General features: G+C 51.7%; 14 protein-coding genes. 4 read left to right on the top strand and 10 right to left on the bottom strand.

All coding sequences use genetic code 11. The features are described 5' to 3' along the window. Window positions 1-11: 11 nt before the first annotated feature. Window positions 12-938: a flagellin gene (locus tag AAAH10_RS01340; RefSeq protein WP_343559794.1), complete on the top strand. Its 927-nt coding sequence runs from the start codon at window positions 12-14 to the stop codon at window positions 936-938. Between the two features lie 110 nt (window positions 939-1,048). Then, the gene (gene fliW, locus AAAH10_RS01345) at window positions 1,049-1,507 is read left to right on the top strand and encodes a flagellar assembly protein FliW (RefSeq protein ID WP_343559796.1); all 459 of its coding nucleotides are present in this window, start codon (window positions 1,049-1,051) and stop codon (window positions 1,505-1,507) included. Between the two features lie 67 nt (window positions 1,508-1,574). Here the strand turns inward: fliW and AAAH10_RS01350 are convergent, their stop codons facing one another. The 10 genes from AAAH10_RS01350 to AAAH10_RS01395 all read right to left on the bottom strand — a co-directional run bounded on the left by AAAH10_RS01350 (window position 1,575) and on the right by AAAH10_RS01395 (window position 12,465). After that, the gene (locus tag AAAH10_RS01350) at window positions 1,575-2,651 is read right to left on the bottom strand and encodes a class I SAM-dependent methyltransferase (protein WP_343559797.1); all 1,077 of its coding nucleotides are present in this window, start codon (window positions 2,649-2,651) and stop codon (window positions 1,575-1,577) included. A 25-nt stretch (window positions 2,652-2,676) separates the two neighbouring features. Beyond that, window positions 2,677-3,795 (bottom strand): DegT/DnrJ/EryC1/StrS family aminotransferase, encoded by a 1,119-nt coding sequence (locus AAAH10_RS01355; RefSeq protein WP_343559798.1) that lies wholly within the window; start codon window positions 3,793-3,795, stop codon window positions 2,677-2,679. 22 nt (window positions 3,796-3,817) lie between these two features. Continuing rightward, entirely contained in the window at window positions 3,818-5,953 is a 2,136-nt protein-coding gene (locus AAAH10_RS01360) for an O-linked N-acetylglucosamine transferase, SPINDLY family protein (RefSeq protein WP_343559800.1), read from the bottom strand. Between the two features lie 191 nt (window positions 5,954-6,144). Beyond that, window positions 6,145-6,543, bottom strand: a complete 399-nt coding sequence (gene fliS / locus AAAH10_RS01365) for a flagellar export chaperone FliS (RefSeq protein ID WP_343559802.1) — start codon at window positions 6,541-6,543, stop codon at window positions 6,145-6,147. 61 nt (window positions 6,544-6,604) lie between these two features. Then, the gene (gene fliD, locus AAAH10_RS01370; protein WP_343559804.1) at window positions 6,605-8,308 is read right to left on the bottom strand and encodes a flagellar filament capping protein FliD; all 1,704 of its coding nucleotides are present in this window, start codon (window positions 8,306-8,308) and stop codon (window positions 6,605-6,607) included. A 52-nt stretch (window positions 8,309-8,360) separates the two neighbouring features. After that, the gene (locus tag AAAH10_RS01375; RefSeq protein WP_343559806.1) at window positions 8,361-8,729 is read right to left on the bottom strand and encodes a hypothetical protein; all 369 of its coding nucleotides are present in this window, start codon (window positions 8,727-8,729) and stop codon (window positions 8,361-8,363) included. 95 nt (window positions 8,730-8,824) lie between these two features. Next, a complete protein-coding gene (locus AAAH10_RS01380; RefSeq protein ID WP_343559808.1) occupies window positions 8,825-9,625 on the bottom strand; it encodes a flagellin in 801 nt (266 codons plus the stop codon). A gap of 79 nt (window positions 9,626-9,704) precedes the next feature. Next, complete coding sequence (locus AAAH10_RS01385; protein ID WP_343559810.1) at window positions 9,705-10,523, bottom strand: flagellin; 819 nt, start codon at window positions 10,521-10,523, stop codon at window positions 9,705-9,707. Window positions 10,524-10,602: 79 nt separating this feature from the next. Continuing rightward, a complete protein-coding gene (locus AAAH10_RS01390) occupies window positions 10,603-11,403 on the bottom strand; it encodes a flagellin (protein ID WP_343559812.1) in 801 nt (266 codons plus the stop codon). Between the two features lie 201 nt (window positions 11,404-11,604). Continuing rightward, the gene (locus AAAH10_RS01395; RefSeq protein ID WP_343559814.1) at window positions 11,605-12,465 is read right to left on the bottom strand and encodes a flagellin N-terminal helical domain-containing protein; all 861 of its coding nucleotides are present in this window, start codon (window positions 12,463-12,465) and stop codon (window positions 11,605-11,607) included. Window positions 12,466-12,969: 504 nt separating this feature from the next. On the opposite strand from AAAH10_RS01395, the gene AAAH10_RS01400 reads away from it, so the two are divergent. Together AAAH10_RS01400 and AAAH10_RS01405 are read left to right on the top strand one after the other, a co-directional pair. Further along, complete coding sequence (locus tag AAAH10_RS01400; protein ID WP_343559817.1) at window positions 12,970-13,407, top strand: hypothetical protein; 438 nt, start codon at window positions 12,970-12,972, stop codon at window positions 13,405-13,407. An 11-nt stretch (window positions 13,408-13,418) separates the two neighbouring features. Continuing rightward, the gene (locus tag AAAH10_RS01405; protein WP_343559820.1) at window positions 13,419-14,981 is read left to right on the top strand and encodes a flagellar hook-length control protein FliK; all 1,563 of its coding nucleotides are present in this window, start codon (window positions 13,419-13,421) and stop codon (window positions 14,979-14,981) included. Window positions 14,982-14,994: the final 13 nt, after the last annotated feature.

Here is a 14,994-nt window from a genome sequence, read left to right on the forward strand (position 1 = left end):
GAGTATAGGTCATGACTTTTATCCGCATTGCAACCTACGCTCAGAACCAGACCCTGCAGAACAATATTGCACAGACCCAAAACGAGGTGAACCGCACGGCGATTCAGGTCTCGAGCGGCAAGGTCACACAGGAATATTCCGGCATTGCCAGCAGGGCTCTCGAAGTTTCCCTCTTTGAGGAAGACCGGCGCCTGACCGAGCAGTATGCACAAAACATCACTGTGACACGGACCCGCCTGCAAACCGTTGATTCCCGTCTGGAAAGCCTGACCGATCTGGCCACTCAGCTTCTCGGACAGATCCAGAGTGCCCTGAACGGCAACAACCTTGCAGAAGTCGGTTTTGATTCTGTCGCGAAAAGCTATCAGGCCGAGGTCGTCGCTCTGCTCAACGGCCAGCAGGAAGGACGCTACCTTTTCAGTGGCAATCAGACAGATACACTGCCTGTCGACGTTACAGACCCTGCCTACACCCCCCAGGCAGGCCTGCCGGGCACCTTTACTGCCGACACGGACTATTTTCAGGCAGATTCTTCCCAGCTGTCCATCCGGATTGACGAAAGCACCGAACTTCAATACGGCATTGCGGCCAATGAACCTGCATTCGAGCAACTGCTTCGGGCCATTTCCTATATGGAATACGCAGGCGCGAACCAGGACAAGAGTGTCCTGACACAATCCTTTTCCCTGATCCAGTCATCTCTGGACGGCTTGTCGGATCTCCGAAGCACCGTTGGCGCACAGCTGGATATTATCGACAGGACCGAGAAAAACCACAAAGACTTCGGAACCTATATATCCAACGCCATTTCCACAATCGAGGATGTTGATATCGCTGCAGCAACAAGCCGACTGAGTTTCGACCAGGTGCAGCTTCAGGCCTCTTATATCAGTCTGCAGCGCGTTACATCATTGACCCTGCTCGATTTCATCCGTTAATAAGATTTCGGCTGGATCGTTACGAACTGTTAATCTTGTTTGCCTAATGTGAAGATGAAGGCCATTATGGTGCAGCTATGACACAGGTCGCTTTAAGGTTAGAAAATTCAATGTCCACTGCAGAACAAGCATCCGACAACATTATTACTCTCAACACCCGTTTCGGTGTTATGGAAATTGATCGCTCGAATGCTATCAAAATGCCTATGGGCATGGTTGGATTTTCCGAACACAAAGAATTTGCCCTGACTGTTCCTGCTCACCCGGCTCTGGAGGGGTACATGCTTCTTCAGTGCATCACCGAAGAAACCCTGACCTTTATTCTGAAGCCCTATCTGTATGAAACAGAGGTTCTGCGCCCTGAAGACCTGGCACAGGTCATCCAGAAGCACGAGATAAAGCCCGAGAACCTTGCCGTAATGCTGGTTACCACAATCCGGCAAACTCCTGCAGGCCCAAGGAAATCAGTCAACATGCGCGCGCCGGTCTTTATTGATACGGAACGACAGATCGCCTGGCAGAACATTTTCAATTCGGATGACTACAACGTACGCCATCCCGTACACTGATCAGCCCTGCTGGCCTCCCGAACACCGTCGGGACAAACCTCCACCTTCCTCACCGCTTCGGAAATATTCAGGAAGCGAGCTGAACGAACAGGGCCTTGCCACAGACAAAGCTTCTGGAAATCCTGTCACGATTGGCTTCCAGATATTCATCGCCTGCCCTGCGCGGGCCATCGCCATGAACCCAGACGTAGTCGTCAAACACGATCCATCCGCCAGGCACAACCATTTGTGTCCAGAGATCCCGATCACTGCAAACCACCTCATAATCATGGTTTCCATCAATATGCAGCAGTGAAATCCTTCTGCTGAAAGGGGTTTCCCCGAAAGCTTCGGAACAGACTGTTTCAGACTTCTCAAACTCGAAGAACGCCTTGTCGGACGGCAAGCGAATGTAATTCACCGAGCCTGAAGGCATGATTCCCATAAACATCAGAAAACCCTCAAAGGCGTCATTCGCCATAGTGTCCCTGATAATATCCTTGAGGAAGTCAGGTGAGTCCTTCTGGACAGCAGCCTCATTGTCCCACGGATCCACAGACAAAAGCGGACCAACCCCATAATGTCCGGCAACAAAGGCCAGCCAGCTCGCCGATTTTCCCCAGTAACTTCCAATTTCAACAACATCGCCCTTTGGCGTGTCGGCAAGGGCAGCAAGCAGGGCAGCAAGTTTGTCATAGGAAGAATGGCCAAAGATACTGTCACTGTAATTTAACCAGCTCGCAATCTTGCCGAAATCGGGCAATACTCCCCTGCCTTGCTCTCCGCAAAGGTCCTGTGCCAGTTGAAAAAGAGGTGCTGCGTTATCCCTGACGTTCTCGATTTTCATGTAGGCCTGATCCGTCGGGCACCTGTTTATCAGGGCAACATCAAGCCGGTTTTGTTCAATAAGAACACTGATCTTTTCATGCACCAGATTGTGCGGGCAAAAAATACCCACAACGGATTTCTCCCGGATCAATTCACCCAGCACTTTTTCAAACTGCCGGTCGTGCATGTCCGGGATGAAACTCCAGTCTGCATAGCGTTCCATCACCGGATCATTCGCAATGGAAGACGCTCCGATCAGGCTTTGCGGGGTCACGTGATACCTCAGGAACTCCAGACTCTCGGAAAGTCCTCCCGGAAAAACCAATATTCTGTCCATCGTCTTGTTCAATGCCTTTCCAGGATCAGAGCCCACAGGTAAATTTTTTCAGTAAAAAGCAAATGCTCTCGATATCGGCAAGAGCAAGATCATCATAAAGAGGCAGGGCGAGAATTTCCCGGCTCAGGCTGTCGGCAACCGGTAAACCACCGGCCTTGCGTGACGCATTGAAAACACCGGAATTTGAAAGCAGGGGGTAAAAATACCGTCTGGGAAAGATGTTTTCCTGCCTGAAAGCCTCAATCACCTCTTCACGACTGCGTTTTGAACGATCGGTAATTCTGATCGGGAAATAGGCGGCATTCCAGCGAACATCCGATGAAGGGAACTTCAGAATTCCGAGCTCTTCACAATCTTCAAGACAATCAAGATAGCGCTGTACCCTCTCAGTCCTTTGAGCTATCGCATCCTCAAGCGTTTCAAGTTGCAAAAGTCCCATGGCGGCAGAGGCTTCACTCATTTTCCCGTTCAATCCCTGCTCCAGGATTTCCCCGTCAGTTCCGAGGCCAAAGTTCCGGATCCGGTCAATCTTCTTCTTCTCTTCTGCCGAAGGCGAAACAACCAGCCCTCCCTCAAAGGTATTCAGGACTTTCGTCGCATGAAAGCTGTAGACAGAGAAATCGCCGGCAAGGGCAAGATTGCTCCCCTGCACAGTTGTTCCGAAAGCCTGGGCCGCATCGTAGACAAGGCGCAAACCATGCCTTGCCGCAACGTCCCCTGTCGCCTGAATATCACACGGCATTCCATAACAGTGTACAGGGAGGATCGCGCTTGTCCTGCTGGTCACAGCTTCCTCTATCAGGGCAGGATCCAGATTGCCTGTTCCGGGATCAACATCCACAAAAACCGGTTCCAGGCCACACCAGAGAAGTGCCTGGCCCGACGCTGCAAAGGTAAAGGGCGTCGTGATCACCTCGCCTTCCAGATCCAGCGCTCTGAGCGCAGCCATCAGGGCTATCGTTGCATTGTTGAACAGGCTGACATGTTCGACCTGAAGATAAGCCGCAACGGAACGCTCCAGCTCTTCATGCAGGGGGCCGCAATTGGTCAGGAACCTGCGCTCCCAAACCCCCTCCATCAACTGGCAGAAGGCCTGATAATCCGGTAAAGCAGGCCGTGTCACATACAGAGGTTCTCTTGGCATCATCTACCCGGCTGCTTCAGGGTTATCCTGACAGATTGCCGCCTTTCTCAACCCAGATTTTCTCAAACGCCTTTGCAATCGCCGGGGTAAACATATCGCTGTCTCTGGGCAGAGAATTAATCAAGGCCCTGAATTTGCGAAGAAAATCGACATCCTGACCATACTTCAAAGCCGCCTCAAGGTAACGGTCATAGTCTGGAACCGCCAGTTGCTCTTCCAGATCGTAAATTTTCAGAACACCATAGCCGTCACGCGACTGGGGCAAATCACTGTACCGGGTGACAAAAGGCACGCCCATTGTCACAAAGTCAGCTGCGACAGTTCCGCCGGTAAAGGGATAGGACAACAGAGCAAAATCAACTGTTTGCATGGACCCCATATAGTGCGCCAACGGCACGGCCGGATAAAATTTCAACCTTTCCCGCTCAATACCCTGTGACATGAAATATTCAACATTCTTGTCAAGAATGATCTTGTCACGGAAGGACATGTTCATCAGGCGCAGGACTGTATTGTCAGTCCGCTTCAGAAGCTCGATCATGACCTCGATAAGCTGCGGTTCAATTTTCTCGACACGGGAATAGCAGGCATAGGTCACAAAACCGTTTTCCACCTGGGGCGGCTCCGGCGGGACAACAAATTCCTGCTTCGAGAACAGCGCTCCGCCGGAAACCACCTCACTGTGGTGGATGGGAACGCTCTCGACCTCTTCGATAAAATATTTCTTCTGTGTTTCTGCGACAACATCGTTGTAGGAAAAGAAATAATCCACAGAAGGCAGACCTGTCGTCACATTGGCCCCGATCGTCGAGATCTGGACAGGAGCAGGCCTGTAAGGGAAGACGCCCAGCCTGTTATGCGCCGTGTGACCGGACAGGTCGACCAGAATGTCAATCTCGTCACCGGCAATCAGCTTTGCCACCTCAATGTCATTGAGAGAAGTCACTTCCTGCCACTTGTCACTCAGCTTTTCAAACATGTTGCTGACATAGTCTTTGGTTTGGCACTGCGCATAGGCATAGTACTCAAACCTTTCCCGGTCGCGGTTGTGGAACCACGGAAACACGTGCCTGGCAGCTGCGTGATTTCTGAAGTCCCCGGAAATAAATCCGATCCTGAGCTTGTCCCTGTTCCGTTTTCCGGGTGGCACAATGTCCAGAGGTTCCTTACCCCAGGAGAGGACCTCTCCCAAACGCAGGTGCTCATTGTAGATTTCCTCAGGCGAGTAATCACTGCTGTAGGCAAGAATTCCAAGAAAACCTGTAATAAGCTCGGGCTGATTCGGGCGTTCCTTGAGCAACTCCTGCCACAGATTCTTGGAAGCCTCAGCATCGCCTGCAAAGAAATGGGCCAGAGCCAGATTGTACTGCATCCAGAAGGAATCAAGCCCCAGAGCGTTCAGCTCTTCCCCGATTTGCAGCGCCTGACGGTAATTGGCCTGGTGGATGTGATATTTCAGAACTGTTTCCCACAGGGGAATACTGTCAGGAAACTCTTCCAGTCCCAGTTGGAGATACTCGTGCGATTTTTCAAAGTCGTCTTTCCGGCTGTAATAATCAGCCAGCATCGCATAGACACTCGGATGGACAATATGCTTGTCCATCGCCTCCATCAGATATGCGAAACCTTTTTCTTCCTGAACCTTTCTGAAGGCCAGGGCAGCTCTTGTGACAAAATAAATCGCAGTGTCGGGATAACTCTCTTCTATGATGCTCCAGCAGCTTTCCGCCTCTTCGGGCTGCCCGTCCAGGGTATAGGCGCATCCAAGACGGCAATAGAGTTCAGCCTTTTCCTGATCCAGAGGCAATGCTTTCAGGTAGAAATCAACGGCTTCTGAAAAGTGCATGCTGCCTTCGGCAGTAATACCCGCGTTGAAGAGGATATCCGAATTGTTCTGATTGCCCTTCAGCGCCCTCTTGTAGGCATCCATCGCAAGGTCATAGCGCTTGGTATCACGGTAAAGATTGCCCAGATTGTATTCTGCTTCCCAAAAACCGTCCTCGAGTTCCGAGGCACGCCTGTACAGCTTTTCCGCACGCTCATAGGCTTCATTGTTCTGGTCGAACAGAGCCATCTGATAGGCACAATAGGGATCCCTGACAGCTTTGACCCTGATCTTTGCAAAGAGATCGTCTGCCTTTTCCTGCTGTCCTTCCATCAAGGCAGCATAGCCCAAAACAAAAAAAGAAACTGGGAGTTTTTTGCCCAATTTCATTGTTTTTTCTGCAATTTCAACTGCTTGACCTACATTCCCTGGCAAGAGAAAAGATAACATCTCCCTGGAACGCAGATCGTCTTTTCCCGGAGTTTTCTGCTTATTCATTAACTATCCAAACCAGCTCTGTCTTTTTATTTGGTCGCAGCGGGCTGACTGTCGACTTCCTGACGAACCTGTTCCCAGGCAGAACGCATTTCCTTGAGAGACGCCAGCACATCATCAGCAACAACCTGCGCATTGCGCGAGTTAATCTGCATCATACGCATAAACAACATATCATAAAAGGAATTCAATCTTGGAGAGAGCTCTCCACCGTTGTCATAATCAAGTTGACCCTGCAGCCCGATCAACACCCGGGATGCCTTTTCCGTCAACTTGAAGCGATCTTCAAAACGCCCTTCTGCATCCGCGCGCTTGGCTTCCCCGACGAGCCGGATCATCCCGTCATAGAGCATGACCACAGCTTTCAATGCGCTCACATTCTGGGAAGCTTGCTTGTATGCATTTGCGCCATAAGGATTAGGATACATAATTCAACACCATGAAGATAATTGTTCGATCAGATCTTGTTGAAATTCTGTTCGGGAACAATCAGTTGTTGTTATTGGAAGCGTTTGCGAAAGCCTCCAGCTGTCGACGGCTTGCATCTGCCTGGGCCAGAGCCTGCTCAAGCCTCGCATACCTGTCAATCAGGAACTGACGCGTCAGGGCCAGCCGGGCATCAATTGCAGCAATCTGATCAGTCCGGTCAGAATTGACCTCCTCGATCTGCAGAACCCGTTCGGAAATCCTGCCTGTGCCGGGGGCAACAAAATCTTCAAGCGTGTTGAAAAACTGCTCTGCAACACCGACGGAATTCTGCACCGTGATCGTGTTGGAACCCGAGCCGTCTTCACCACCGTAGAACAGGCTCAAACCTTCAAAGGCCGTACCCGCCTTGCCAGTCAGAACCTTTCCGGAAATGTCAAAAACGTTTCCAAGGCCGGTTACACTGGCACCTGTGATGTTTCCACTGCTGTCCACACCATCAATGGTGATTTCAAAATCATCCGGAAAAACAGCCTGGCTTCTGGACAGAACGCGCAGGTTCGGATCACTTGATTCAAACGTAAAGGAAAAGAGATTTTCAAGCTGCTGCGGATTGTTCACCAGAGCATCTTCAAGCTCTGCAGAATCAATGACAAGGCGTGATTCCTGATTGAGCGTGATACCTACTTCCCTGAGAGTTGCAATATTTCCGCTTGTAATCCCCTGCGGCCCCGTTCCCAGAATACCGCTCACGGAAGAGAGCGCATCTCTGAGGATGGAACTGGAATAAAGGGCTGGCTGGGTCGCGTTGCTGTCATTCGGATCAAAGTTCCGCTGCGCGTCATAAAACTCGCGCAAGGCATTGTAGGAGGCAACAAAACTTTCAATCTCGGTTCTGATACCACCAAGGTTCTGACCAACTTCCAAAGTGATCGTATTGCCCGGGTCCTCTTTAAACAGCTGGATTTTAACGCCGCTGATAACGTCGTTGATATCGTTTGAATCCCGCTCGATAACAGTTGAGATCCCGTCAACACGAATGCGTGCCTTGTCAGCGGTCTGAACTGTTTCCAGTGAGCCACCTGAACCAAAGGTGGTCAGGAATTCACCGGATGATCCGGAAAGCTGGATATCCTTGCCGGTTTCTTCTGCGGTCAGGATCAGGCGTGACTCCGTATCTGAAATTTTCAGGACCGAGGCCCGAACCTTGGTATTTGACTGCTCTGCATTGATCGCAGAGGCAATCTGGTCAAGTGTCAGATCCGGAGTAATGGAAATATTTGCCGTAGTGCCACCACTCAGGCCGATTGTCAGAGTGTCTGTCACGTTCTGTGCGGAGGAGGCATTGGCGACAGCACCACTGGAAAGCTTGTTGGCCTTTGCGGTCTGCAAAACCTCAATCTGGTAAGTACCTGTCGGAGTGCCTGCATCAACGCTCAACCCCAATACGGACGAGGCTGTCGTGCTGGTACTGGACGTCAAAAAGGCGCTGCGTTGCTGAAAGGTATTGTTCTGCGCAGCAGAGAAACCCGGTTCATTCCGCAGCTTGTTTGCCGAGTTGCGGAGATTGTTCAGAATGGTGTTCAGTTCGCCAAGCGCAGTACTTTCAAGCTTGTCCTGACTGATCTGCCTCTCAAGAGAAACCGCCGGCAACCGCTGGGCAAGAATTGTCGCCTCAACCAGCGCCTCGGTATTCAATCCTGAAAACTGACCAACCAGAGCGACAGAGCCGTCTGCGCGCGTTGTCAATGTACCAGCCTGAACCATGATGAACTCCTGTGAGATAAGCTTGCCAGATTACTAGCAAACAACGTGCCAATCACGCCTTAGCATCAACCGTAGGCTTTGCCTCAAGATTGTCTCGAACTGTCGGATAGCGGCTCAACTGATTCGGGCTCGGGAATTCGGCCAGAACCTCGTTATTCCTGCTTCCAACGAGCTTGATCACAAGTCTGCCGGTTTCCCCGTCCCTGAAAGTCACAATATTGGAGCTGTCAGAAACGCTAGCCGCAGGCCTGGATACAGCCTCGGATTTATCCTGACCTGCCGGAGAAACTTCACTGGCAACAGGAACACTCTTCTGTTGCTGGGCTTCAACTGCCGACGGCACTGCCTGCACCGTTCTTTCTACCGGAGGAGAAGATTGAACGGCACGGAAAGGCGCGGCACCTGGAACAATGTCGACCATTTTACCCTCCTAACCTTTTACTGCCTTAACATTATCATACGAATGGAAAAAATTCCACCGGGAGCCCGGAAAAGGCCCCCGGCAGACTTACTCCGTTACTGGAGAACCCTCAAAAGCTGCTGAGGTAACTGGTTTGCCTGGGACAAGGCAGATACCGCAGCCTGGATACGAACGTTGGAAGCAACAAGTTCTGTCTGCTCCTGGGCAACGTCCACATCTGCAATTGTAGAGTTCGCAGCCTGGGTGTTTTCAATGGTGGTTGCAATGTTCTGACCACGTGTTTCAAAACGCGCAATCAGAGCACCAGCAGTCGCCCGCTGAGTGGATACCCGGGCAAGCTGGGTATCTACAGAGGCCAGAGCTGAAGTGGCAGCCGTGGTGTTATTCACAGCACCGCCTGTCGCCGCAACCGTTGTTGAGGACAGGTTTGCTGTAATAACGTCCGTTGATGCCACACCAACAAAGAAGTTGCCAAGATCCTGGTTGATCAGGGACTGACCGTTGAAGGTTGTCCGAGCAACAATCTCGGTAATCTCGTCGTCCAGTGCCTGAAATTCAGCATCGATGAAGCCACGCTCCGTATTGGTAACCGCTCCGGAAAGAGCCTGGGCAGCCAGAACTTTCAGACGTTGGAGCGTATCGGAAATACGCGCCAGACCACCATCCGCAATCTGCAGAATGGAAGCCGCCTGGGAAGCATTGGTACCAGCCTGCTTCAGAACGTTGATGTCACCTGTCAGCTGCGTGCTGACCGCAAGACCGGCAGCGTCATCAGATGCACGCACAATACGTGAACCGGAAGACAGTTTCGCTACAGAGCTTGCTGCTTCAGCCGAACTGTTGTTCAAGAAACGAATAGCAGAGTTCGCTGCTACGTTTGTATTGATAACTGGCATTTTTTTGTTCCTTCTACTTGAAGAAAAATTTTTCACTAAGTGCCAATTGCCATCCTGGCAATTCTAGAAGTCCCGAGGATTACTGGAGAACCCTCAGAAGCTGCTGAGGCAACTGGTTCGCCTGAGACAGGGCAGAAACCGCAGCCTGGATACGCACGTTGGAAGCAACCAGTTCTGTCTGCTCCTGGGCAACATCCACATCAGCAATGGTAGAGTTCGCAGCCTGGGTGTTCTCAATGGTGGTTGCAATGTTCTGACCACGTGTTTCAAAACGGGAGATCAGAGCACCAACAACAGCACGTTGAGTGGAAACATAACCCAGCTGGTTGTCTACGTTTGTCAAAGCAGTTGTTGCTGCACCTGTAGTCGCAACACCACCACCAGGAGAACCAACACCTGTGGTAATGGACGCGTTACCTGTAGACAGATCCGCCTGAATGACATCAGCAGACGCAACACCGACAAAGAAGTTACCCAGATCGGTATTGATCAGCTGCTGACCATTGAACGTTGTACGGGTAACGATCTCGCCAACCTCGGTATTCAGAGCAGAATATTCCGCGTTGATGAAGCCACGCTCTGTATCTGTAACCGCACCGGAAAGGGACTGGGCAGCCAGAACTTTCAGACGCTGGAGCGTATCGGAAATACGCGCCAGACCACCATCCGCAATCTGCAGAATGGAAGCCGCCTGGGAAGCGTTGGTACCAGCCTGCTTCAGAACGTTGATGTCACCTGTCAGCTGCGTGCTGACCGCAAGACCGGCAGCGTCATCAGATGCACGCACAATACGTGAACCGGAAGACAGTTTCGCTACAGAGCTTGCAGCATCGGCAGAGTTGTTGTTGAGGAAACGAATGGCAGAGTTCGCTGCTACGTTTGTATTGATAACTGGCATTTTTTCTGTTCCTTCTACTTGAAGAAATTATCTGGAATAAGATGATAATTGCCGTCCTGGCAAAATTAGCTTTCAGATTCTACTGGAGAACCCTCAAAAGCTGCTGAGGTAACTGGTTTGCCTGTGACAGGGCAGAAACCGCAGCCTGAATTCGAACGTTGGAAGCAACCAGTTCTGTTTGCTCCTGGGCAACATCCACGTCTGCAATGGTAGAGTTCGCAGCCTGGGTGTTTTCAATTGTTGTGGCAATGTTCTGACCACGTGTTTCAAAACGCGCAATCAGGGCACCAGCAGTCGCCCGCTGGTTGGAAACGTTTGCCAACTGGGCATCAATTGCAGTCAGGGCAGCAGTAGCAGATGTCGTTGTGGACACACCGCCTGCTGTTGCAGCAACTGTAGAACCGGACAGGTTTGCTGTAATGACATCAGTTGATGCCACACCGACAAAGAAGTTGCCAAGGTTCTGGTTGATCAGGGACTGACCGTTGAAAGTTGTCCGGGAAACAATCTCGGTGATCTCGTCGTCCAGTGCCTGGAATTCCGCATCAATGAAGCCACGCTCCGTGTTGGTAACCGCACCGGAAAGAGACTGGGCAGCCAGAACTTTCAGACGCTGGAGCGTATCGGAAATACGTGCCAGACCACCATCCGCAATCTGCAGAATGGAAGCCGCCTGGGAAGCGTTGGTGCCAGCCTGTTTCAGAACGTTGATGTCACCCTGAAGCTGGGTACTGACCGCAAGACCGGCAGCGTCATCAGATGCACGCACAATACGTGAACCGGAAGACAGTTTCGCAACTGAACTTGCAGCATCAGCAGAACTATTGTTGAGGAATCGAATAGCGGAGTTCGCCGCCACGTTGGTATTAATTACCGGCATTTAAAGGTTCCTTCTACTTGAAGAGATCTCGCGAACAAAGCGAGTATGTAACTGCCTACCTGCAGTAGGGGCCACTCTTGGCACCTGATCCAATTAATTCACAAAACGAAAAAAAGTCAAGAGCCCAATTGGAGACTCCATAAAAAAAGAGCCTCTGACATGAGGCTCTTTTTTTCTTTTGCGATACAAGCAAAACAGAAATTACTGCAGCAATCTCAAAAGGTTCTGAGGCAACTGGTTTGCCTGGGACAAGGCCGCAACAGACGCCTGCACAAGAACCTGGGCAGAAGCCAGACGGCTTTGCTCTGCAGCAATGTCCACGTCGAGAATTGTGGATTGCGCAGCAATAACGTTTTCACGGGACGTCGCAATCTGCTGTGTCCTGAACTCAAAACGCGAAATAATGGAACCGACGTTCGCCCGCGCTTCGGAAATCTCGTTGATCGCGTTGTCGATCGTTGTAAAGGCCGCTGAAGCGCTTGCTGCTGTCGAAACCGCAGTGGACGCAAGCGGTGTTGTTCCCCCGAGCTCGGTCGCGGTAAAGTTGGTTGCCGTCGCACTCAAAGAAGAGATGTTCACGGTGATAACGTCGGAAACATCAACCCCCACAAAGAAGGCAACAGCAGAACTGAACTGGGCACCGGTTCCATCCAGAAGGGACTCACCATTGAAACGTGTACTTGTCGCCACGCCACTGATCTCGTTAACCAGCTGCGTGTATTCCGCGTTAATGAAACCACGTTCTGTATCGGTTGGAACACCTGAAAGCGATTGAGCGGCCAGAGCTTTCAGACGTTGCAGAATATCGGAAATACGCGCCAGACCACCGTCAGCCACCTGAACAACAGCAACACCCTGTGCGGAGTTTGTTGCCGCCTGGGCCAGCACGGTACTGTCAGCACGGAGGCGCGTACCGATTGCAAGACCGGCAGCATCATCCGACGCATTTACAATTCTTGAACCACTGGCCAGCTTGGAAATGGAATCTCCTGTCGCCAGATTGTTTTCATTCAAAAAGCGGAGCGCCGAGTTGGCGGCTGTGTTTGTTGTAACTGTAGGCATAATACTTGTCCTTTCCTGTATCGCACGACGAAGGGAACTTCCTGCCCCCTGCCAAAACTGGCGCACGTCGATTTGCCAAAGGAAATGCACAGACTGTGCCAAACTTTAAAATCATTGCAAAACAACACCCTAATAGACAACACATTCCCTGCTTCCGACTTTCCCATCGGAAAGAAACAGCGAAACAACGACTCATTTGCCCACCTGGTAGGAAAATGAGTCCGCCCTGTAACGCAGTGCCTTTGCAACACCTTATAAATATAACCCTGTCAGAGATCTCATCCGGTTCCAGGCAGCCTTCCCATTCAGAAAACCAGCTCAAAACATCAGGACCTGACCAGCCCGGCAAATGAGTCCGCACAGGCAGAAACAACACGGAAAAAACAGCCGCGCCCCAGTAAGAGATCGAAAAAATCTCTTTTATAACAAAACGATGAATTTTTGGCCCGACCTTTGCTTAACAAGAACGAACATCTCTGCCCCGTGCAGCAAAGGACACGAAAAATGAACACTTTTGCATTTCCAAACTCAGAAATTGCCCCCCAACAGGACGATATTGCCTGCCAGGTGCTGATCAAAATCGATCAGGCAATTTCCGCACAGGAAGAAGCGAAAGATGCCCTGGCCAACGGACAAATCGAACAGCGCTTCAAGGCAACACAGCTGGCAAACTCCACGATGGAAGAAATCGAGGACATTCTGATGTCCTTTGCAACACCATCACTCTATATGGCCTTTGAAAACACGTCTCTGAGCATGGCGGCGAACAACATTCGCATCAACGTCAGCAATTGCGAAAGCTCGGCCAGGGAAGCCCTGGAAGCGATCAAGGGCCTGAGAACAACCTGGACAGCCGTCTTCCCGGACGCAGAGATCAACGCCTTTGCCTCACAGAACAGTGTGCTTGGCAGCATGCACATTCACAAAAACAGCCACATGTAAGGAGAAGAGGTATGCAACAGACTCAATTTCCTGCCTCCGAAATCACTCAGGGCCTTGCATCAGCGCGCTCATACCAGGACCGCCTGAAACAGGAAGCCGCCAGTGCTGTCCAGCCCAGGGTTTCCTTTTCGGATGTCCTCAAAGCGAACAAGGAAAAAAGTGCATCTTCGGAACAGAACCCGACACAGCAGATTTCCTCGACCCAAAGTCTGAGCGAACAGTTCAAGGCTGCGGCCTTCAAGTCAAACTCCCTGCAGTTCCAGAACACCAGCGCAGGATTTTTTGACTTTTCCGGCGCCGACAATTCGCAGAGTGACTTCCTGAACGGCGACCATCTGGACAACTCCCTGCTTGAAGATTTCGAAGCCAGCCGTCCGGATCAGGGTCTGAGTGAAACAGACAACAGGGAAACAGACGACGCCAGTCGCCAAAGCGATGAAGACCGCTCCCTTGAAGCCGAGAATGATGATCTGGCCGCAGCAGAGACACGCGAAACTCCTTCTGACAATGTCGAACAGGGCACTGTAGCCAACGCGCAACAGGGAAGCACGGACACAGAAGCAACAACAGCAACACAATCCCAGGATGCAGCACGCAGCACGCGTCCTCTTGAAAGCGGCCCCGTGACCAAGGCTGCCAACCAGACAGAAACACAGCAAACATCTGCTCAGCAAACGCAGACTGTGAACCCGAACAGCCAGGTCAACAATGGCAGCTCCGCTGTCAAGGTTCAGGTTCAGCAGTCGACAACCGGACTTGTTGATCAAAGCCTCACCCAGCAGATCCAGTCCACACAGGACACCCGGGCAAGCGCTGAATCTGCTGCCAGGGAAGGCCGCACCCTGCAGCAAAGCAGCTCCCAGGCGCTGAACAGCATCGGGAAAGGCGCTTCTGCAACTGCAAACACGGGCCAGGCCATCCAGCAGACGGGAGCCTTCAACTCCGGCAACAACCAGCAATTCAACAGCAACTCAGGCCAGAACAACAACGGCAAGCTGAACGTTGCTGCAGCGCAGGCCGGTAATGCCGGCGCAGCCTCCACGACCGGAGCCAATGCCCCCGGAAGCTTCGCCAGCACACTGGCTGCAACAGGCAATGCAAAAGCCGGTACGGCCAATCCTCTGGGCAAACAGGAACCCGCCACACGGGTAACTGTCGCTGACCAGGTGAGTGTCAACATCAAAAAAGGCGCTGAAGCCGGTGCAGACCGGATCACAGTGAAACTCAACCCTCTCGAACTCGGGCGCGTTGAGATCAAGCTTGAAACCAATGATCAGGGACTGACCCGCGCACTGGTTGTTGCAGAGCGTCCGGAAACACTGGACCTGCTGCAACGCGATGCAAGAGCCCTTGAAAAAGCCCTGCAGGAAAGCGGCCTGAAAACGGATGGCGGCAGCCTGAATTTCAGCCTCCAGCAGGACAACCAGCAAACAGCAGATCGCGGTCAGGATGGCGGAACAGGTAACGCCGCCAACGGCTCCGAAGTCTTTGGCGAGGAGAACGACCTGACAGAGACAGCTGTTGCCAGCGCCCGTGGCCCAAGCCATGACGGCGATCTGGACATCAGTATTTAAACCTGCTGACAAA

Source organism: Carbonatibacter coralli, from assembly GCF_039592655.1.
Lineage (GTDB): Bacteria > Pseudomonadota > Alphaproteobacteria > Kiloniellales > Kiloniellaceae > Carbonatibacter > Carbonatibacter coralli.